This window comes from Pseudomonas benzopyrenica (assembly GCF_036884265.1).
Classification (GTDB): Bacteria; Pseudomonadota; Gammaproteobacteria; order Pseudomonadales; family Pseudomonadaceae; genus Chryseomonas; species Chryseomonas benzopyrenica.
Window position 1 is genome coordinate 1,218,414 of record NZ_CP145723.1, and the last position, 19,830, is coordinate 1,238,243.

Consider the following 19,830-nt stretch of genomic DNA (forward strand, 5'->3'; position numbering starts at 1 on the left):
ATCACCGTACAGCCGTTGCTTAGGCCTCCGGCGTCTCCTCGCAAAACCTCAATCGATTACCAAAGGGATCGGCGATCTCCATCACCAGACCCCAGGGCAATTCCTGGATGTCTGGCCGGGCGAATCCGTAGTCCTTGGCCAGCAACTCGGCCTGGAAGGCGCGGATGCCGGTCATGCGGACGAAGACCGTCGAACCCGGACAGGCGTCGCCATGGTGGCCGGATAGGTGCAGGCGTAGGCCGGCGCGCTCGACTTCGGCATAGAGCGGCAATCCCGGCTCGAAGCGATGCTCCCAGACCAGGCGGAAGCCCAGGAAGCTGCAGTAGAATTCACGCGCCTTTTCGTCATCGAAGCTGCGCAGGATGGGGCTGGGTTGCCCGAAGGCGACGGTATCGATGGACATGGCGGTACTCGACAGGCGCAGAAAGCGCGGTGGGGCTGAGCGCCGGGGTACACCTTTGGCGCTGCCCGGCAACCCGAACTGTGATCCGGAAAGCTTTGGTAACCCCTCTGGCAGGCCAGAGCGTGCGCTAGGCTGCAGTTCACCGGTGCGATGGCGAACCTATCCGGGTATCGTGCATTCTTTTTCTCTCTGGCGGTTCGGCTGGGCCGAATCTTTTCATCCTTAGTGACCAAGGTTGATCCATGCAGCGTCGACACCTGCTCAAAGCGTCCCTGGCCCTGGCGGCCTACACCGGCATTCCCTCCACCGGGCTGTTCGCCCTTCAGGCCTTCGCCAATCCGGCCAATGGCGACGGCCAGGCCTTCGATTTCGACTGGCTCAAGCAGCACGCCAAGGAACTGGCCGGTAAGGCCTATCAGCCCACCGCCCAGCAACTGCCCGACACCCTGGCGAAGATGACACCCCAGCAGTTCAATGCCATCGGCTACGATGCCCAGCATTCGCTCTGGCATGACCTCAAGGGCCAGCTGGACGTGCAGTTCTTCCACGTCGGCATGGGCTTCAAGACCCCGGTGCACATGTATTCGGTGGACCCCAAGACCAACGAGGCCAAGGAAGTCCACTTCCGCCCCGAGTTGTTCAACTACAACGACAGCGGCGTCGACAAGAGCCAGCTCAAGGGCGACCTGGGCTTTGCCGGCTTCAAGCTGTTCAAGGCGCCGCACCTGGCCCAGTACGACATCGTCTCCTTCCTCGGCGCCAGCTATTTCCGCGCCGTGGACAAGACCCGCCAGTACGGCCTTTCGGCTCGCGGCCTGGCCATCGACACCTATGCCGAGCGGCCCGAGGAATTCCCCGACTTCACCAAGTTCTGGTTCGTCACCCCGAACAAGAACAGCACCCGCTTCGTGGTCTATGCGCTGCTGGATTCGCCCAGCGCCACCGGCGCCTATCGCTTCGACATCGACTGCCTGAACGACCGGGTGGTGATGGACGTGGACGCCAACGTCAATGCCCGCCGCGACATCAAGCAACTGGGCATCGCGCCCATGACCAGCATGTTCGGCTGCGGCACCCACGAGCGCCAGACCTGCAACACCTACCACCCGCAGATCCACGACTCCGACCGCCTGGCCATGTGGAAGGGCAACGGCGAGTGGATCTGCCGCCCGCTGAACAATCCGCCCAAGCTGCAGTTCAACGCCTTCAAGGACGACAGCCCCAAGGGCTTCGGCCTGGTACAGACCGACCACGAATTCGAAAGCTACCAGGACGTCATGGTCCGCTACGACCGCCGGCCGAGCCTGTGGGTCGAGCCCACTTCCGCCTGGGGCGAGGGCGCCATCCAGCTGCTGGAGATTCCCACCACCGGCGAGACCCTGGACAACATCGTGGCCTTCTGGGCCCCGGCCGAGACCATCACCGCCGGCAAGTCGCTGCACTATGGCTACAAGCTGCACTGGAGCGCGCTGCCGCCGGTGAGCACGCCGCTGGCGCGGGTCAACGCCACCCGTTCCGGGATCGGCGGCTTCCCCGAGGGCTGGGCGCCCGGTGAGCATTGGCCCAAGGTCTGGGCACGGCGCTTCGCCATCGATTTCAATGGCGGCGGCCTGTCGTTCCTGCCCGAAGGCACCGGCATCGAGCCGGTGGTGACCGTCACCGACGGCAAGGTGCAGGATTTCCACGTGCTCAAGATCGACGAGATCGGCGGCTACCGGGTGATCTTCGATTGGTACCCCACCAGCGACAAGGCCGATCCGGTGCAGATGCGCGCCTTCATCCGCACCCAGGATCGCGCTCTGAGCGAGACCTGGTTGTACCAGTACTTCCCGCCGGCCGCCGACCAGCGCCGTTATCCGGACTGGAAGCAGTCCTAAGCGACCGCTATGAAAAAGCCGCTGCGCCCTTTCGGCGCAGCGGCTTTTTTGTGTCCGGGAGCCGGACGGCTGGCGAGACGGCGGAGCTCGTCAGTCAGCCAGCACCACCTGATTACGGCCGCCGCGCTTGGCCCGGTAGAGCGCCGCGTCGGCCAGCCCATAGGCGAGCTCGAATTCGGTACCCGGTGGATTGAGACTGAGGCCGAAGCTGGCCGTCACCGGCGCCGGGCCGGTCGCCTCCTGGGCGATGCGCTGGCGCAGCCGCTCGGTCATGGTCAGGGCCTCGTCCCGTGCCAGGGTCGGCAGCAGCACGGTGAATTCCTCGCCACCCACCCGGCCGACGATGGCCGGCGCCTGGACGAGCTCCTGCAGGCAGCGGGCGATGGCCTGGATCACCCGATCGCCCGCGGGATGGCCGAATTCGTCGTTGATGCGTTTGAAGTGGTCGATGTCCAGCACGATCATGGCGCCGCCGTTCCGCCGCAGGGCCTGACCGGCCTGGTCGATGACCGCGCCGCGATTGAGCACTCCGGTGAGGGCGTCATGCGTGGCCCGGTATTCCAGTTGCTGGGTGAGGGTCTGCAACTGCTGGTTGAGGGCGTTCATCTCGCGTTCGGCGCGGTCGCTGCGGGCGATCAGCCGGCGCGTCTCGCGCATCAGGCGTTCGAAATGCAGCGTCAGGTCGCCCAGCGCCGCCCGGTAGCGCTCGGCGTCGGCATCGTCGGCCACATAGAGGGCGCGCGCGGCCTGCAGCACTCCGGCCTCCTGCTCGAACAGATCGGGTCCGGGGTCGGCCGGGCTGTAGCGCCTGACGCTGGCGGTCATGCCGGCAGCTCGGGATGCTCGACGAAGGTCAGCGCCTGGAAGTCCAGTCGCAACTCTTCGCCGAATTCCTGGATGGTCTCGTCCTCGGCGTCGTAGTACCAGTGCAGCTCCACCCGATTGCCGGCCTGGGCCGCCTGGTCCAGGGCGTCGAACAGGGTGAACAGCATCTTGGTGCTGGAGCTGTTGAAGTAGGCGAGGGCGACATGCACTCGGATGCTGACGCCCTGGCGCTGGTCGAGATAGGCCCGCAGGGATTCGATCACCGGCAGGTAGAAGGCCGCGGCGTTTTCCGGAAAGGATTCGCCCTTGAGCCAGAGTTCGTCCTCGGTAAAACGGAAATCCACCTCTGGAGAGGTGGGCGTGGGAGCGATGAACATGGTGTCCATACGAAGTTGGAGCCCCTGATCAGATGATGGCTTTCAGGCAGAACAGGGTGGTGCCCGGCGTCTGCGTGGAGGGATGGAAGGCGAACTCCAGGGGCGCGCTGGCATCGCGCGCCATGGTCAGGAAGCCGAGGCCGGCACCCTTGCTGTCGACCGGGGTCTCGGCGCGCAGGGATTCGCGATAGGCCTGCTTGATCTGTTCCAGCGACATGCTGCACAGCGGCTCGAGCCGTGCGCGCAGGGCGTCGACTTTGTCGCTGGCGATGGGATTGGCACAGAGCATCTGGTAGTTGCCGTCCTGGCGGGTGATACAGACCGAACCCTGACCCAGCTTGGCGTCCGCCAGGGCGTCCGGGGGCAGGGCATCGGCGGAATAGTGCAGGACGTTCTGTGACAGTTCGATGAAAGAGGAAAACAGCTTGCGCCGGGTGGCGCCGCTGATCCCTTCGAATTCCAGTTGCAGCTTCACCACCTCGGCCATGGCGGCGACGATGCCATGGGAGAAATAGCCGTGGTGATAGAAGATCACGTGCTGCTGTTGGGCGATTTCGAGAAAGGCGCCGTTCGCGGTAAAGGAGGCGGTCATGTCGGTCAGGCCACGCGAATGCAAAGGAAGGTGAGGTCGTCGCGGCGGAGTTCGTCGCCTTGCCAGCGGGCGAGGTCCGCGCTGAGTTGCTCGCAGAAGACGGCGGTGGGCGCCGTGCGCGATTCGGTCAACCGGGCCAGGGCGCGGCGCTTGCCAAAGGAGGTGCGCCGCGGGCCGCCGATCTGGTCGATCAGGCCATCGGTGGTGGCGAACAGCAGGCTGCCCGGCTGCAATGGCAGGGTGGTGGCGGGCCAGCACTGCTCCAGTGGGCTGTCGGCGTAGCCGATGCCCAGGCGCAGCGGCGCCAGGGTCAGTACCTCGGCGGCGTCGGGCGCCAGCAGGTAGAGCGGCATGCGGGCGCCGGCGTAGGTCAGGCTATGGCTGCGGCTATCCACCCAGAAGCAGGCCAGATCCAGGCCATCGTTGGACTCGGAGATGCCGCCGGACTGCCCCAGCATCGCCTTGACGCTGCCGTTGATCGCCGCCAGCAGCGCCGAGGGATCGCGCGGCCCCAGCTGTTGCAGGGCCTGGGTCAGGGACGCCGAGGCGATCAGGGTCATGAAGGCGCCCGGCACGCCGTGGCCGGTGCAGTCGGCGATGGCGCCGAACCAGCCGTCCTCATGCTGGGCGAAGTGATAGAAGTCGCCGCCGACCACGTCGCGCGGTTCCCAGACCAGGGTGGCGTCCTGCTCCATCACCGCCAGGGCCTCGCGCGAGCTGCGCAGCATGGCCCGCTGGATGACGCTGGCGTACTCGATGCTGTGCATGATCTGGCGATTCTTCTCGGCCTGCAGGTCCGAGACGATGCGCATCAGCTGCACGCCCAGGCCGAGGCCGACGAAACGGCCCTCGCGGGTGACGATGAAGCCGTCGGCCAGCACCTTTTCGCCCACCTCGACGGTCCGGCGGGTCAGCTCCTCGATGGACAGGCCGGCGTCCACCACCAGCGGCTCCTTGTCCATGAAGGCGATGCAGCTCTTGCGATCATAGACTTCGCGGTGATACGGCTTGCTCATCTGCGAGAGGAAGATGTCGCGATTGATGAGCCCGATCGGCCGGTCGTGCTCGACCACCGCGAGACTGGTGATCTCGCGGCGTTCGTTGAACAGGTCCATGACCATGGCGTTGGTGTGCTCGGCCTCGACCGCGGGCCATTGGGTGCAGAGGTCGAGGGCGCAGCGTTGGCCGGGGCGGGTGGCGGAGCGCGCGGAGGGCAGGGGAGCGGACGACATCGATACGAATCCGTTCTCGGGAGGTCGATGCAGCCTAGGGGCTCCGTGTTGAGCTTTGATGACAGGAGGTGGCCAGGCGCCAGCATCGCGCTGGGCCTGGCCAGGGGGTGGGTCAGCCGGTCAGCACGCCCAGAGCTGCGCGCGTGAACGGCGGTGGCGGGACGGCATTGAGCACCGCGCCCTGCAACGCCAGACCGCTATGGGCGAACTGGCGCTGGGTCGCCTCGATCTCCTTGGCAGTGTTGCAGCCGTGGCGTGACACCAGCAGGCAGGTGCCGGCCTGAGCGGCCAGTAGCACAGCGTCGGTCACCGCCAGCACCGGCGGGGTGTCGAGGATGATCAGCTCGTAGTCCTGCTGCAGGCCGCGCAGCAGCTCGGTGCAGCGTGCGCTCATCAGCAACTCGGCCGGGTTCGGCGGGCGGATGCCGCCCACCAGGCAATCCAGGCCAGGTATCGCCGTGGGCTGAATCGCCTGCTCGGGGGTCGCCAGGCCGGCCAGCACCTCGGCGAGGCCCGGGCGGCGAGCCAGCTGCAGACGGCGGTGCAGGCGCCCACGGCGCAGGTCGGCATCCACCAGCAGCACTCGCGTTCCACCTTCGGCCAGCACCCGGGCCAGTTGTACGGCCACCGACGATTTGCCGGCGGCGGGACTGGCACTGGTGATCAGCAGCAGGTCGTTGCGCGCCTCGGTGCGAGCGAAGGCCAGGCTGGTGCGCAGGATCCGCAGGGCTTCCTGGTAGCCGCTGTCGAGCGGCGTCTGCAACGGTCCGCCGAGCTGGCGGCCTGGCGCCAGGGGCAGTTGCGCCAGCACCGGCAGGCCCAGATTCTCCAGGCCCTCGGCGTCCTCGATACCGCGCTCCAGGCTGGCGCGCAGGTATACCCAGGCGGCGCCGGCCAGGCAGCCGAACAGCAGGGCGCTAAGGATCAGCAGGGGCTTCTTCGGGTAGACCGGCGCAATCTGGGTGTAGGCGCTGTCGATGATGCGCACGTCGCTCACCGTACCCGCCCGCACCACCGACAACTCTTGGATGCGCTTGCTGATCAGTGCATAGACCTTGTCCGCCGCCTCCACTTCGCGCTGCAGGCGCAGCACCTCCTGCTGGGTCTGCGGCAGCTGGCCCAGGCGCCGCTGCAGGACCTGGCGCTCGCGATTCAACACCTGGCGGCGCGCCAGCAGGGTCTGGTACAGCGGATGGGTAGTGGTGAAGCGCAGCGCCAATCCGAGGCGCTCCATCTCCAGGGCCGACAGCTGACCGTCGAGCTCCACCGCCTGACGCAGCAGGCTGCGCCCCTCCGCGCCGATGGCGATGGAGCCCCGTTGCCGCTGGTAGCCGTCCAGGGCCTGGCGACCGGCACTCAGGCGCTGGTTCACCCGTGGCAGCTCCTGGCTCAGAAAGGCCAGTTGCTGGGTCGACTCGTCGGCATTACGGGTCACGTCCTGGCGCACATAGGCCTCGGTGATGCCGCGCAGGATACGTTGCGCCTGCTGCGCATCAGTACCCTGCAGCTTGATCGACAGGATCCCCGAGCGCTTGCCGCGTTCGCTGACCATGAGGCGCTCCTGCAGCGCCTGGATGGCGACCCCACGGCGCTGCTTGACCAGGATGAATTCGGTGCCCGGATAGGCGTGCAGCTGGGCGATGTCCAGCTGTAGCTCGCCGGCGCTGGCCGGCTGGCCCAGGCGGCCCTCCAGCAGGCGTTTGCCCTGGGCATCGCTCAGCAGGAAGCGATCCGGGGCTTCGGCGGTGAGGATTAGCGGCTGGCCATAGAGTGCAGCGGGTACGTTCAGGCTGGCGATGGCCAACTGCTCACCGCCCCAGCCGAACCGGGCGAGGCCGAAGCGCGGCGGGGCCACCGCGTCGCTGGTCCTTTCGTGGCGGCGAGCCAGCCAGTCGCCCAGCAGCGGCAGGCGCCGCGGGGTGACGCTCAGGTCCAGGCCCTCGGCGTCCACCACCTCGCCGACCACCCGCCGCGAGGTGAGCAGCTGCATCTCGGTGATGGCTTCCGGCGGCGGCAGGGGGCGGCCATTGTCGGACTCGTCCAGGCGCACGATGCCGCGCTGGTATTCGATCTGCACGGTCGCCACCGCCTGATAACGCGGCGCGGCGAGTTGGGTATAGGCCACACCGAGCAGGGTGCAGAGGGCCACGCAAGCCAGCAGGCTGCGGCGATGGCGCCAAAGGGCGGCGCAATAGCGGGCGAAACCGATGTCCGCGGCCTGGGCGGCGGCGGGTGGAGACTGATGCGACTGGTCCATGCAGGAGCGGGCCTTGGGCAGGTACGGAAGAGGACAGCCGTCGCGGCCGATGCCTGTCCAGAAAGACAGCGATCGGCGAACCGGGGTCAGGATCTTCACACCAGGCTGGGCACAGCTGGAAACGCCAGGCGCTGGATCGGGGATCCGCGCCTTGTCGGCTGGAGTGCTGCGTCGACTCTAAGCGAAAGCAAAAGCCAAAAATGTGACACCCCGTGCAGAACGCGACGGATGCCGGCTTGGCAGCGTCAAGGTGCTAAGGCAGTCTTCTTTGCGACCTGTCATGCCTGCCGACGACGCACCCTGGCAGGTCCTGTTCGTCGTCCCCACGCGGGGTCGTCGAGCCAGTCTTCGTGTTGAGCGGCGTCGCCCCTTGCGACGCCGTGTTCCTGACGGCTTCTTGAATGTAGTCAGCGGTTGAAGCCCGGTTACCCGCCCGCGCGGCCTCCTTGGTCTGCGTGGGCGGTCTTGCACCGGTTGTACCAGGCCTGCGGAAGAGGGCGCCTGGTTCTTCACTGCCCTGGACGGCGTTCTCGACTGCATGGCTGTCAGGAGACAGGACAATGAGCGTGGTATCTGACGTTACCCATCCCGGAGTCGGGGTGGGACGGTGGCCGTTCTGGCTGGGCGGTCTGGCGGTCGGCCTGCTGTTGCTGATGGCCCTGCTGTGGCGCCTGCCGGATTTCCGTGACGGCACCGGGGCGCAGAATCTCGAAGCCAGCTACCACGTCCTGCTCAGCCTCAATGCCCTGGACGAATCCGGCGTGGCCCGGCACTGGTGGTTGCCCACGGTGACCCTCGGCGGCAGTCACGACCGGCAGGTGTCCTGGGGCGCGACCATCCCTACCCATAGCGGCGACTACGTCTACACCAGCTTCAGCAGCTACGGCTTCCTGGCGGCCTATCTCGGCCTCAAGGCCGCGGGCCTCTCGCCTTCGCTGCACAGTCTCGCGCTGTTCAACGCCGCCCTCGGCGCCCTGACGGCGCTGCTGTTATTTCGCCTGCTCTATCTGGTGCTGCGCAGCCACGGCGCCACCCGCGCCCTGGCCGCCACCGGCTCGGTGTTGAGCTGCCTGATCGCGATATTCAGCCGCGAGGCGCTGTTGTCCCAGGGCCTGCTCTACTGGGTGCAGAGTTTCTACCAGGTGCTGCTGCTGGCCAGCCTGCTGACGCTCTTCCACTACCTGCAGGCGCCGGCGCGCCAGCGCAGCCGGCTGGGCTGGCTGCTGGCCGGGCTGGTGTGCTTTGGCGCCCTGACCGAATGGACCGGCTATGTCTTCGGCGGCGGGCTGGTCGCGCTGTTCTGGCTGCAGCGCCGGCAGCTGCCGGAAGGCCAGCGCCTGGCCTGGCGCCTGGCCTTCGCCACGGCGCTGGCCGGGCTGCTGGTGCTGCTGCACTACAGCCTGGCGGCGGGCCTGTTGCCGACGCTCAAGGCCTTTGCCCGACGTTTTCTCGCCCGCAGTCCGAACAATGCCCACCTGACTGACTTTCTTGCCGGCTATGGCCTGTCCTTCGGCCTGTTCCTGGCGGCCGTGGCCATTGCCCTGGGGGTGCTGGTCTGGAAGCGCCGGAGCCTGAGCTGGCCACGCAGCACCGTCCTGCTGCTGGCGGCCGCCAGCGTGCCGCTGCTGGAAAATCTGCTGCTGCTGCAGCACGCCACCCAGTTTTCCTTCGACCGCCTCAAGTTCATCTTTCCCGCCGCGCTGCTGCTGGGGCTGGCCTTTGTTGCCCTCAAGACTCCGGGGCGCGCCCTGCTTGCGGTGCTGCTGGTGGCGGCCGCTCTGCAGAATGGCCAGACCTATCGCCAGGATCTCGCCGGCTATGCCGGTTGGAGCGCCATCGACCGGCAGAACCAGGCGCTGGTCGGTCTGGTGCAGGGGCAGGTCGCATTGGATTGCACCCTCATCTCCACCGACATGTCGGTGCGCGGCTACGCCAACCTGCTGTTCCACCGCAGCATCCACGAATTGCAGCGCCAGCCGTTGGACTACCACGGCGAGCCGGGGGCCTGTGGCGGACTCTATCTGGAAGGCCGGGATTTTCGCGTCGACCTGCCCGAATACACCCGCGCCCGCCTGAGTCTGGCGGACGGCCGCCAATTGACCTACGCCAAGGTCGAGGGTGACTGGCGCCTGCAATGAATGCCTTATCCATGAACACGCTGCGAGGAAACCGGGCATGCCGGGTACGCTGATCAATCGACTGAGTTTTCTGGCCCTGGGTGGCCTGATGGTCCTGCAGTTCGGCGTCTTCGAACAGAGCCCGACCAATCCGGTGGGCATCCGCTACGTGGGCGAAATGTACCTGGCGATCTGCCTGGGCTTCTTCGCGCTCTTCACCCTGAGCACCTGGCACCGGCCCCAGCGCGACTATCGCCTGCTGATGGGCTTCTGCCTGTTTTCCACGGCGGTGTTCGTCGGCCTCCCGGCGGTGTTCGCCCAGCTGTTCTGGGGGCAGCCGCTGGTCTATGGCCTCATCGAGGAGCGGCGCGTGCTCTACTGCTTCAGCGCCTTTCTGGTGCTCTACCTGGCCAAGCGGCTGAACGCCACCCAGTTCGAGAATCTGATCATCCTGGTGGGGCTGCTCTCGGCGCTGCTGTGCTGGCTGTCCTACTTCAAGATGCTGCCCGATCTACGCGAGGAGGTGAAGGATCTCAGCCGCCCCGGACGGGCGTCCACGGGCGCGGGCGCCATCTTCTTCGGCTACTTCATCTGCATCTACTTCGCCGGTCGCGGGCGTTCCTTCATCGACGGCCAGTTGCGGCCCAAGCTGCGTCACGGCCTGCTGGCGCTGTTCTTTCTGGCGACCATCGTGGTGGTGCTGCAGACCCGCCAGCTGATCGTGGTCTGCCTGGTGTTCACCATCCTCGCCCTGCGCGCGCGCCTGGTGGGACCGGCACTGTTCGGCGCCATCATCATCGCGCCGCTGATCCTCTATCCGCACCTGCTGGAAACCCTCGGCTTCAACCTGGATTTCTATGCGCGCTCGGTGCAGGAAGGCCCCACCGACAACGTCCGGGAAAACACCATTTCCCAGATCATCAACCACCTGCAGCTGTACAACGGCCTGCCCAGCGGCAGCCTCAGCCTGATGTGGAACGATGGCTTCAAGCCGATCTTCGGCGATTACTTCTTCCTCTCCGACGTCGGCATCTTCGGCACCGTGTTCCGCTTCGGCTTCCTGTCCATCCTGGTCATTCCCATCGGCCTGGCGATCCACTACCTGGTGGCGCGCAAACTGAGCCGTGACCTGGAATTCACTCTGGCGGTGTTTCTCGCCTTCATGACCATCTGGCCGCTGCAGGGCCTGTTCGAATACCAGGGCACCGCGGCCCTGCTCTTCGTCATGCAGGCGCTGAAGACCTACCACGGTGCGCCCCAGTATGGGGTGGTGATTCTGCCGGAGCGACCGGGGGCGCTGCCGCCCGGTCGCCAGGTCTTGCCGGTCTAGCAGCCGGTCAGGCGCTCCACCCGACGCTCGCCGGGAAAGAAGAAGGGGCGCAGGCGCACGCCCAGGCTGTTGCCGAAGAAGGCCGCCACCAGCCACAGCCAGCCATGCAGGCTGCCCGAGGCGATGCCGCTGAAATAGGCGCCGATGTTGCAGCCATAGGCCAGGCGCGCGCCATAGCCCAGCAGCAGGCCACCCAACACTGCCGCCACCAGCGACCGCGCGGGGATGCGCAGGCTCGGGGCGAAGCGCCCGGCGAGGCCCGCCGCGGCCAGGGCGCCCAGCATGATGCCAAGGTTCATCACGCTGGTGACGTCGAACCAGAAGGGCTCGGCTAGGGCTCGGGCATTGGCCGGTTGCTGCCAGAAGGCCCAGCCGGAGACGTCCAGCCCGAGCAGGCCGGCACCCTTGGCACCCCAGAGGGCGAAGGCCGAGGTGACGCCCCAGGGGCGACCGGCCAGGGCCAGGGTGACGAAGTTGAGCACGGCCAGGGCGATGGCGCCCCAGACCAGCGGCCAGTTGCCGCGTAGTAGGCGCGCCGCGCCCTGGTGTTCACCGGGTACCGTGACTTCCAGGCGGCCATGGCGACGGCGCTCCAGCACCACCGTGGCCGCGGCGATCAGGGCGAACAGCGCCAGGCTGACCAGGATGCCGGGCAGCACGCCCAGGCGGGTCACCAGGGAAGTGGGTGGCAGGCTGGGCAGGGCGAACCACCAGCCCAGGTGCTGGGTGGCGATCAGCGAACCGATGACGAAGAATAGCAGGGTCACCAGCATCCGCGCATTGCCGCCGCCGGCGGTGAACAGGGTGCCGGAGGCGCAGCCACCGCCCAGTTGCATGCCGATGCCGAACAGGAAGGCGCCGATCACCACCGAGGTGGACAGCGGCGAGACGTTGCCACGGACCGCCTCACCGAACAGGCTGCCGGCACCGAGGACGGGAAAGAACAGCAGCACCGCCAGGGCCAGCATCACCATCTGCGCCCGCAGACCGGCGCCGCGACGGTCGAGGATGAACACTCGCCAGGCCGAGGTGAAGCCAAAGGCGGCGTGATAGAGGGTCAGGCCCAGGGCGCCGCCGAGCAGCAGCAGCAGGGCCTGACGACCGCCCACGGCCTGGTTAAGAAAGACCATGCCCACGGCGAGCAGGCCGGTGGCCCAGAGCGCCGCCCAGGGCAGCTGAGGAGAGGAGAGCGTGGAAGTCTGCTGCATTAGGGTTCCGGTATATTCGAACTAAAGTCCGACAATTTTAGTAGGACTTGTTGGGGAATCCCAGCGACTACCCTGCTTTGGTTGAATGAAAAGGTTACATCGATATAGCTAGAAGTTATTGATGGTTTAGGGCAGCCGTTTGCCCTGGGATGTGGTCAAAGCGGCCAAAGGAATCCTCTGGAGTCGCCGTGTCCGCTGCTGTCGCCCTGTCCGTTCCCGTTTTGCCCAGGCTGTCGCGACTACGCGGCTGGACCGCCCTCGCCGCTGCGCTGGTCCTGGCCGGTTGCAGCCTGACGCCCACCTCCCAGGGACCCACCCGCTCGCCAGCCGAGGTGCGTGCCGAGCTCCTGCGCCTGCTGCCCGCCAAGGTGGTGGACCGTCAGGGCTGGGCCAGTGACATCCAGACCGCCTTCAGCGCCCAGGGCCTCGAGCCCTCGACGGATAACCTCTGCGCCGTGCTGGCCGTGGCGGAGCAGGAGTCCACCTACCAGGTCGATCCGCCGGTGCCGGGGCTGGGACGCATCGCCCGGGAGGAGATCGACAGACGCGCGGCGCGGGCCTATGTGCCCCAGCTGCTGGTGCGCACCGCGCTCAACCTCGACTCACCGACCGGCAAGACCTACGCTCAGCGCCTGGACAGTGCCCTTACCGAGCGCGAGCTGAGTCTGATCTTCGAAGACTTCATCGCCATGGTGCCCCTGGGCGGCCAGCTGTTCGGGCGCTTCAATCCGGTACGCACCGGCGGCCCCATGCAGGTCAGCATCGACTTCGCCGAGGCCCATGCCCGCGGCTATCCCTATGACCGCGACGGGTCCATCCGCCACGAGGTGTTCAGCCGCCGGGGCGGTCTCTATTTCGGCACCGCGCATCTGCTGGGCTATCCAGCGGACTATTCCACGCCGCTGTATCGCTTCGCCGATTTCAACGCTGGCTGGTACGCCAGTCGCAACGCGGCCTTCCAGAGTGCGGTGAGTCGGGCTACCGGGATGAAGCTGGCGCTGGACGGCGATCTGGTGGTGCCCGGCTCGCGCACCCAAGGCGAGACCGAGCGGGCGGTGAATCGCCTGGCGCCGGCCCTGGGCATGAGCGACATCGCCATCCGCCATGACCTGGAGGCGGGGGAGTCCGAAGACTTCGCCAAGACTGATCTCTATGCCAAGGTCTATGCGCTGGCCGAGCGCAAGGCCGGACGCAGCCTGCCGCGCGCCATGCTGCCGGGCATCACCCTGGAAAGCCCCAAGATCACCCGCACCCTGACCACCGCCTGGTTCGCCCAGCGAGTGGAAGAGCGCTGGCAGCGCTGCCGGGGCCGCGCCGCCCGCTGAGCGGGGCAGGGGGCCGAACGGCGCTTTCCGGACGATGAGGGCCGGGGCGACCTATGGCAATTGGCCAGACTATTGCCCTACCATGAGGAGATGAAGCGGCCTCGTGCCGTACGGTTCTGGTGTAGTCCCTAGAGGTCCAGATGACCGATATCCCCGGCTCCCGGTTGACGCTCGTCGTCGACCAGCCCACCCCCTCGGCCCGCCATCGGCTGCCACCCCGCGAACAGGCCAAGGCCCTGCGCCTGCTGCGCACCCTGGGCCTCGAGGCCGATACCCCGCCCGAGCTGGTGCTGGCCTGGCTGGAACGCCGCGACGGCGGCTGCTCGCTGCCGGAAGCGGCGCGCCAGATCGGCCTGGGCAACTGGCTGGGGATCACCACCAGCCTGGCCGACCTCACCCAGAATCTGGCGCGCTTCGAAGCGGCCTATGCCCTGGACAGTGTGCTCGACTCCCTGACCACCCTGGTCGAGCAGTCGCCGCCCGAGTCCCGCTAGCGGCTAGAGCCCGGCACCGCGGATATTGACGTAGAGGCTATACAGCGAGTGGGAGCCGGCCATGAACAGCCGGTTACCCTCAGGTCCTCCAAAGCACAGGTTGGGGCAGCGCTCCGGCAGGTGGATATGCCCCAGCGCCTTGCCGCTGGGATCGAACACCCGCACGCCATCGAGCACCTCGGGCTTGGCCGCCGGGGCGCCACTGCTGCCCCAGCCGCACCAGAGATTGCCCGCCACGTCGCACTTGATGCCATCCAGGGCGCCATACTCCAGCGCCTCGATATGCTTGCGGCGTTCGCCCAGGCTACCGTCGTCCTTGACGGTATAGGCCCACACCAGGCGATTGGGCTTGGCGCGGCCCTCGACCACATAGAGCAGTTTCTCGTCCGGTGAGAAGGCCAGGCCATTGGGACCGTTGAGATCGCCAATGACCCGCGTCACCGCCAGGCTTTCGCCGTCGATGCGATAGACCGCATCGGGCTGCTCGGTCTTGACCCTGTGGCCCTCGTAGTCGCTGTTGGCCTGGAACGGCGGATCGCTGAACCAGATGGAGCCGTCGCGCTTGACCACCACGTCATTGGGCGAATTGAACGGCTTGCCTTCGAAGTTATCGGCCAGCACCGTGAGGCGGCCATCGTGCTCGGTGCGGGTGACCCGCCGACCGAGACCGTGGGTGGTGGAGCCTTCGCAGGCGATCAGTCGGCCCTGACGGTCGCGGGTCAGGCCGTTGGAGAAATTCGACTGGGCGCGATAGGTGTCCAGCCGGCCGCTGACTTCATCCCAGCGGATGATGCGGTTGTTGGGGATGTCGCTCATCAGCAGGTAGTTGCCGTCGCCGATCCACACCGGTCCTTCGGCCCAGCGCAGACCGGTGGCCAGGCGTTCGACGCTGGCATTGAACAGGCGCAATTCCAGAAAGCGATCGTCGAGGATCTCGATGAGCGGATCGGGATAGCGTTGGCTCAGGGGTTCGGCGGCGCGGGCGAGACCGGGCAGCGTGAGGGCGGCGCCGCAGACCAGGCCGCCCTGGAGCAGCCGGCGACGCGACAATGGCCGGGCGAGACCCGGGTAGGAGTCGTGCATGGGTAGGTCCTTGATTGTTTTTGTTGGACGAGACAAGACGATACGCATCAGCCCACTGAGACAGGCTAATCGTATGACATCATATGTCTTGTGGTGGGTCGCGCCAACCCGAATGCTGGCCTAGTCGGCGTCCAGCACCAGGCAGGTACGGCCACGTCCCTGACGCTTGGCCTGATAGAGGCGGCGATCGGCTTCGTGCAGGAACCCTTCGAGGTCGTTGGCGAGGCCGCTGAAGACCCCCGCGCTGAACGACAGCGGCGGCGCGCCCGGGGCATAGGCCTGGGACTGGCAGTAACGTCGCAACAGGTCCAGCGCCTGCAGCAACTGCTCTGGCGGCATGCGGCTGACCAGGGCGAATTCCTCGCCGCCCAGGCGCCCGGTCAGGTCCTGGGGCAGGGTGCGGGCCAGCGCCTGGGCGAAGACCACCAGGGCGCTGTCGCCACTGGCATGGCCGTGTTCGTCGTTGATGCGCTTGAAGTGATCCAGGTCGAGCATGGCCACGCTCAGGGTGTGACCCTCGCGCTCGGCCTGGCGAAACCACTCCTGGGCCTGATCCTGGAAGGCACGCCGATTGCGCAGCCCGGTGAGGGAGTCGTACTGGGCGGCATGGGTGAGGGCGCGCATGAGATCCCGCCGCTCCAGGGTCGAGACCACCCGGCAGTTGAGCTCCTCGGGGCAGAAGGGCTTGCGCAGGAAGTCGTCGGCGCCCTGCTTGATGAACTTGGCGCTGAGCGAGCCCTTTTCGTCGGCCGACAGGCCGATGATGCTGAGGTCGTGGCGGCGCAGCTTCTGCCGCAGCAGCTGCACCAGTTCGAAACCGCTCAGGCCGGGCATGCTGTGGTCCACCACCAGCAGGTCGATATCCGGCTGCTGCTCCAGCAGGCGCAGGGCTTCGTTGCCGTCGCAGGCATCCAGCAACTGGTAGCGGTGGGGCGTCAGCACGTGGCGGATGTAGTTGCGGGTGGCGTCGGAGTCCTCGGCGATCAGAATCTTCACCGCGGTATTGCTGTCCAGCCGGCGCAGCAGGCGGAAGGCGAATTCGTAGGAGTACTGACTTTCCTTGAGCACGTAGTCGACCACGCCCTTGGTCAGCAGGTCATCGCGCCGGCGTTCGTCGTAGGAGCCGCTGAGGACGATGCAGGGCAGGCGATAGCGCAGCACCAGGTCGACGCTTTCGCCATTGGGCGCATCGGGCAGGTTGAGATCCACCAGGGCGGCAAAGAACAGATTGGCCGAGGTGTCCAGCATCAGCTCGGCTTCGGCCAGGGTGGCGCAGAACACCGGCTCGAAGTCGCGCTGCTGACGAAAGAGGTGCGCCAGAATCTTGAGGACCATGGGGCTGTCTTCGATGACCAGGATGGAGCGCACCGGTAACTCCTGCAGGACAAAGATCAGCCGAGAACTTGTCTGGCGTCAGATGAAGCGATCATTCGCCTCTGCGTATCGGCCAAAGGATCGACGACTTGAATGGTCGCCGATCCTTTCTGGATCAGATGTCCTGCCGGCCTTCCAGCTGACGATGTCGGGGCAGGCGCAGGGCGTCGTCGCGCGGCAATGGGCGGCTCAACAGGTTGCCCTGCACCTTGTCCACCTGCAGGGCCTTGAGCGTCTGCAGTTCGGCAAGGGTCTCCACGCCCTCGGCGATCACTTCCTTACGTGTCTCGCGGGCAAAGGCGATGATCGCCGAGGCCAGCGCCCGGCGCTCGGCGTCGCTGTCGATGTCACGGACCAGGCTCATGTCCAGCTTGATCATGTCCGGACGCAGCCTAAGGATGTGCCTCAGGCTCGAATAGCCGGCGCCGGCGTCGTCGATGGCCAGGCGCACGCCCTGGGCCCGCAGCGGTCGCAGCTGGGCGTGGAGGGCGTCGTAGTCGTCGACTTCGGCGTGCTCGGTGATCTCCAGTACCAGCCGGCCCGGCGGATTGCCCGCCAGCAGCACGGGCAGGCGGCCGGCCAGGATGGTCTGCGGTGAACAATTCATGGTCAGGTAGCTGTCGTCGGGCAGACTCTGCAGCCCCTGCAGGGCAAAGCGCATGGCGCATTCTTCGAGCTCGTCGCCCAGACCGATGGCGCTGGCTTCGGAAAACCACAGGTCCGGGCTGCGCTGCGGCGGGCAGTGGAAACGCGACAGCGACTCCCAGCCAGCGATGCGCAGATCGGCGAGATGATAGATCGGCTGGTAGACGATGCTGGGTTGGTGCGCAGCTACCGCGCCCTGGATGCGCTGACGCATCTCGACCTGGCCGCGGCGACTGGAGACGTCCAGGCTGAGGCGATCGGCCACCAGTTCGGCGAAGGTCCGCACCAGTTCCAGGTCACGGGGACTCAAGGTTGGATCAGGCTGGTACTTGAAGCAGCAGAAGGTGCCATAGAGCTCGCCATCGTTGAGCCGGACGGGCACGCTCAGGTGCGCGCCGATGGGCACGGCGCGGGTTTCCGGAATCAAGCGGGTGGCGCCGACGGCGCGGGTGTCGGGGATGAGTTCAGGCAGATGGCCGGTCACCACCTGCTGGCAATAGCCCTGGCTGAGCGGCAGGGCGTCGCCCGCCTTGATCGGTGCATCAGGCGCGGCATCGACGTTGCGAAAGACCCGATCCTGCTGACGAAATTCGGCCAGAAAGGCCACGTCCATATCCAGATGGGTGCGCAGCGCGTGCAGCACCTTGTCGATGCAGCCCTGGCTGCTCAGGGTGCCGGTATCCAGGCCAACGACATCCAACAACTCGGTACCTGATTCCCTCATGTCCTCACTCCCGGGAAACTACGACCTGAACCAGTGTAGAGCCTGGAATGAATTTGTCAGTCAAATGACCTCATCTGTATGGCTTAAGCCTGTTCGGCGTACCAGGCCTCGAAGGCGGGCAGGGCCATGGGGCGGGCCAGCAGATAGCCCTGGACCTCATCGCAGCCGGCTTCCTGCAGGAAGGCCAGCACCTCGGGGGTCTCTATCCCTTCGGCGACGCTGCGATAGCCCAGCTTGCCGATCAGTGCCAGCAGCGCCCGGACCACCTCCTGCTTGCGTGGATCCTGGGGCAGGTCGTGGATCAGCGAGCGATCGAGCTTGACGCTGGTGACCGGCAATTCGTAGAGGTAGGCGAAGTTGCTGTAGCCACTGCCGAAGTCGTCGATGGCGATTTCCAGGCCCAGCTCGCGCAGGGCATGCAGCTGGGCGATGGCCTCCGGATTACGTCTCAGCCATTCGCCTTCGGTGATCTCCACCTCCAGCCGTCGTGGATCGACGCCCTGGCGCTGGCAGGTCTCGCGCAACAACTCGACCAGATCGCCTTCGTCGAAATCCCGCGGTGACAGGTTGAGCGACAGCCGTCCCTGGTAGCGGCTGTCCCAGCGCGCCAGCTGGGTGACGGCGGTTCGGATCACCCAGCGGGTGACGCTGTGGATCAGTGCGGTCTTTTCGATGGCCGGAATGAAATCGCCGGGCGCGATGGGCCCGAGTTGCGGATGCGTCCAGCGCAACAGGGCTTCGGCGCTGCATAGCCGGCGCCCGGGCAGTGCCAGGCGCGGCTGGAAGGCCAGGCTGAAGTCGCCGCGTTCGAGGGCCTCGGGAAGCTGCCGGACCAGTTGGAAGATCCGCTGGAAGGCTTCGTCCAGGGGGCGCTCGTAGAGTCCCCAGTGGCGGGGACTCAGGGCGGCCTGGTTGACGGCTACCATGGCCTTGCGCAGCAGGTCGCGCACCTCGCCCGGTTTGAGCTCGAAGGGCACCACGCCGGCCTTTACCGGCGGATCGATGGGAATCCGGTCGGCCTGGACCGGGGTCCGCAACTGGGCGATCAGTGCTTCCAGCAGCGGCGGGTAGTCGTAGTTCGCGGGCAACAGAAAGGCGAATCTCTTGGTGTCCACGTGATAGACCTTGGCCCGCTCGCTCAGGGCGTCGCACAGGCGCAGGGCCAGGCTGCGCAGAAAGGTCTCGAAGGGCCACATACCCTGGGCCAGGACCAGCTGCTCCTTCCAGTGGGTTTCCAGCGGATCCACCAGCACCAGCAGGCGCGCCTCGCCGGGATGGAGTTCGGTCAAATGGGCCACATCGGCTTGGAACTGCTGCCGATTGGGCAGGCCGCTGACCGGATCGCGCCGGCGTAGGTGCTGACGCAGGACGATGAGTCTCATCACCTGGGCGGCGAAATCGTCCAGGCGCTTGCGTTCCGTCGCCGTCAGTTCGCGCGGCTGGCTATCGAGGATGCAGAGGCTGCCGATGGCATAGCCGGCCTCGGTGACCAGGGCCGAGCCGGCATAGAAGCGCACATGGGGCGCGCGGACCACCAGGGGGTTATGGCTGAAGCGGGTATCGCAGCGGGCATCGTTGATCTCCATCCGGCCATCCGCGGCCTGGATGGTGTGAGCGCAGAAGGCGTCCTCGATGGGCATCTGCGCCAGGTCGAAGCCGACGCGGGCCTTGAACCACTGGCGATCGCGATCCACCAGGCTGATCAGCGCGGTCGGCACATTGAAGCTGCTGGCGACCAGTTCGCAAAGGCGATCGAATTCCTCCGCCGGCGCCGAATCCAGCAGCTCCAAGGCGTGCAGGGCGTTGAGGCGGTCATCTTCGTACTTCAAGGGATCGGCCATCGGACTAGCTCAAGAGAATCGACAGGCCTGGCAGGAGACCCAGGCACAGCTTGGAAGACCGGAGCGCCAGTCGAGCCGGACGAGCGGCTGACAAGAGGCGGGCTGACTGAGGGTATCGGCTGCAAA

The 19,830-nt window shown here is 66.5% G+C and carries 16 protein-coding genes; 5 read left to right on the plus strand and 11 right to left on the minus strand.

Annotation, left to right across the window (positions count from 1 at the left end; translation table 11 throughout):
- Positions 1-19: 19 nt before the first annotated feature.
- Positions 20-403, minus strand: a complete 384-nt coding sequence (locus V6W80_RS05610; protein ID WP_338546137.1) for a glyoxalase superfamily protein — start codon at positions 401-403, stop codon at positions 20-22.
- A 242-nt stretch (positions 404-645) separates the two neighbouring features.
- On the opposite strand from V6W80_RS05610, the gene V6W80_RS05615 reads away from it, so the two are divergent.
- On the plus strand, positions 646-2,280 hold the full coding sequence (locus V6W80_RS05615) for a glucan biosynthesis protein D (RefSeq protein ID WP_017642457.1): 1,635 nt from the start codon (positions 646-648) through the stop codon (positions 2,278-2,280).
- A 90-nt stretch (positions 2,281-2,370) separates the two neighbouring features.
- Here V6W80_RS05615 and V6W80_RS05620 read toward each other — a convergent pair whose 3' ends face one another.
- The 5 genes from V6W80_RS05620 to V6W80_RS05640 form a co-directional block, all read right to left on the minus strand.
- Positions 2,371-3,105 carry a GGDEF domain-containing protein gene (locus tag V6W80_RS05620; protein ID WP_184291600.1) on the minus strand — a complete coding sequence of 245 codons (735 nt, stop codon included), beginning with the start codon at positions 3,103-3,105 and terminating at the stop codon, positions 2,371-2,373.
- The gene (locus V6W80_RS05625; RefSeq protein ID WP_307773948.1) at positions 3,102-3,491 is read right to left on the minus strand and encodes a DUF1987 domain-containing protein; all 390 of its coding nucleotides are present in this window, start codon (positions 3,489-3,491) and stop codon (positions 3,102-3,104) included. Before V6W80_RS05625 ends, V6W80_RS05620 begins: the two co-directional genes overlap by 4 nt.
- A 19-nt stretch (positions 3,492-3,510) precedes the next feature.
- Positions 3,511-4,074 carry a SiaB family protein kinase gene (locus tag V6W80_RS05630; protein ID WP_026084006.1) on the minus strand — a complete coding sequence of 188 codons (564 nt, stop codon included), beginning with the start codon at positions 4,072-4,074 and terminating at the stop codon, positions 3,511-3,513.
- Between the two features lie 5 nt (positions 4,075-4,079).
- Positions 4,080-5,306 (minus strand): SpoIIE family protein phosphatase, encoded by a 1,227-nt coding sequence (locus V6W80_RS05635; protein ID WP_017642453.1) that lies wholly within the window; start codon positions 5,304-5,306, stop codon positions 4,080-4,082.
- A gap of 112 nt (positions 5,307-5,418) precedes the next feature.
- Positions 5,419-7,563 (minus strand): polysaccharide biosynthesis tyrosine autokinase, encoded by a 2,145-nt coding sequence (locus tag V6W80_RS05640; RefSeq protein WP_338546138.1) that lies wholly within the window; start codon positions 7,561-7,563, stop codon positions 5,419-5,421.
- A 560-nt stretch (positions 7,564-8,123) separates the two neighbouring features.
- On the opposite strand from V6W80_RS05640, the gene V6W80_RS05645 reads away from it, so the two are divergent.
- Positions 8,124-9,701, plus strand: a complete 1,578-nt coding sequence (locus tag V6W80_RS05645) for a hypothetical protein (protein WP_338546139.1) — start codon at positions 8,124-8,126, stop codon at positions 9,699-9,701.
- A 37-nt stretch (positions 9,702-9,738) separates the two neighbouring features.
- Positions 9,739-11,010: a hypothetical protein gene (locus V6W80_RS05650; RefSeq protein WP_338546141.1), complete on the plus strand. Its 1,272-nt coding sequence runs from the start codon at positions 9,739-9,741 to the stop codon at positions 11,008-11,010.
- Here V6W80_RS05650 and V6W80_RS05655 read toward each other — a convergent pair.
- A complete protein-coding gene (locus V6W80_RS05655; RefSeq protein ID WP_338546143.1) occupies positions 11,007-12,218 on the minus strand; it encodes a YeeE/YedE family protein in 1,212 nt (403 codons plus the stop codon). The two genes, V6W80_RS05650 and V6W80_RS05655, sit on opposite strands and share 4 nt — an antisense overlap.
- Before the next feature lie 188 nt (positions 12,219-12,406).
- Between V6W80_RS05655 and V6W80_RS05660 the strand changes: the two genes are divergently transcribed.
- Positions 12,407-13,543: a DUF1615 domain-containing protein gene (locus V6W80_RS05660; RefSeq protein ID WP_338546145.1), complete on the plus strand. Its 1,137-nt coding sequence runs from the start codon at positions 12,407-12,409 to the stop codon at positions 13,541-13,543.
- 140 nt (positions 13,544-13,683) lie between these two features.
- Positions 13,684-14,037 (plus strand): hypothetical protein, encoded by a 354-nt coding sequence (locus V6W80_RS05665; protein ID WP_017642447.1) that lies wholly within the window; start codon positions 13,684-13,686, stop codon positions 14,035-14,037.
- 3 nt (positions 14,038-14,040) lie between these two features.
- Here the strand turns inward: V6W80_RS05665 and V6W80_RS05670 are convergent, their stop codons facing one another.
- The 4 genes from V6W80_RS05670 to V6W80_RS05685 form a co-directional block, all read right to left on the minus strand.
- The gene (locus V6W80_RS05670; protein ID WP_160923688.1) at positions 14,041-15,120 is read right to left on the minus strand and encodes an SMP-30/gluconolactonase/LRE family protein; all 1,080 of its coding nucleotides are present in this window, start codon (positions 15,118-15,120) and stop codon (positions 14,041-14,043) included.
- 120 nt (positions 15,121-15,240) lie between these two features.
- Positions 15,241-16,488: a GGDEF domain-containing response regulator gene (locus V6W80_RS05675; protein ID WP_338546146.1), complete on the minus strand. Its 1,248-nt coding sequence runs from the start codon at positions 16,486-16,488 to the stop codon at positions 15,241-15,243.
- Between the two features lie 121 nt (positions 16,489-16,609).
- Entirely contained in the window at positions 16,610-17,863 is a 1,254-nt protein-coding gene (locus V6W80_RS05680; RefSeq protein WP_064307309.1) for a sensor domain-containing phosphodiesterase, read from the minus strand.
- An 83-nt stretch (positions 17,864-17,946) separates the two neighbouring features.
- Positions 17,947-19,704 carry a putative bifunctional diguanylate cyclase/phosphodiesterase gene (locus V6W80_RS05685; RefSeq protein ID WP_338546148.1) on the minus strand — a complete coding sequence of 586 codons (1,758 nt, stop codon included), beginning with the start codon at positions 19,702-19,704 and terminating at the stop codon, positions 17,947-17,949.
- Positions 19,705-19,830: the final 126 nt, after the last annotated feature.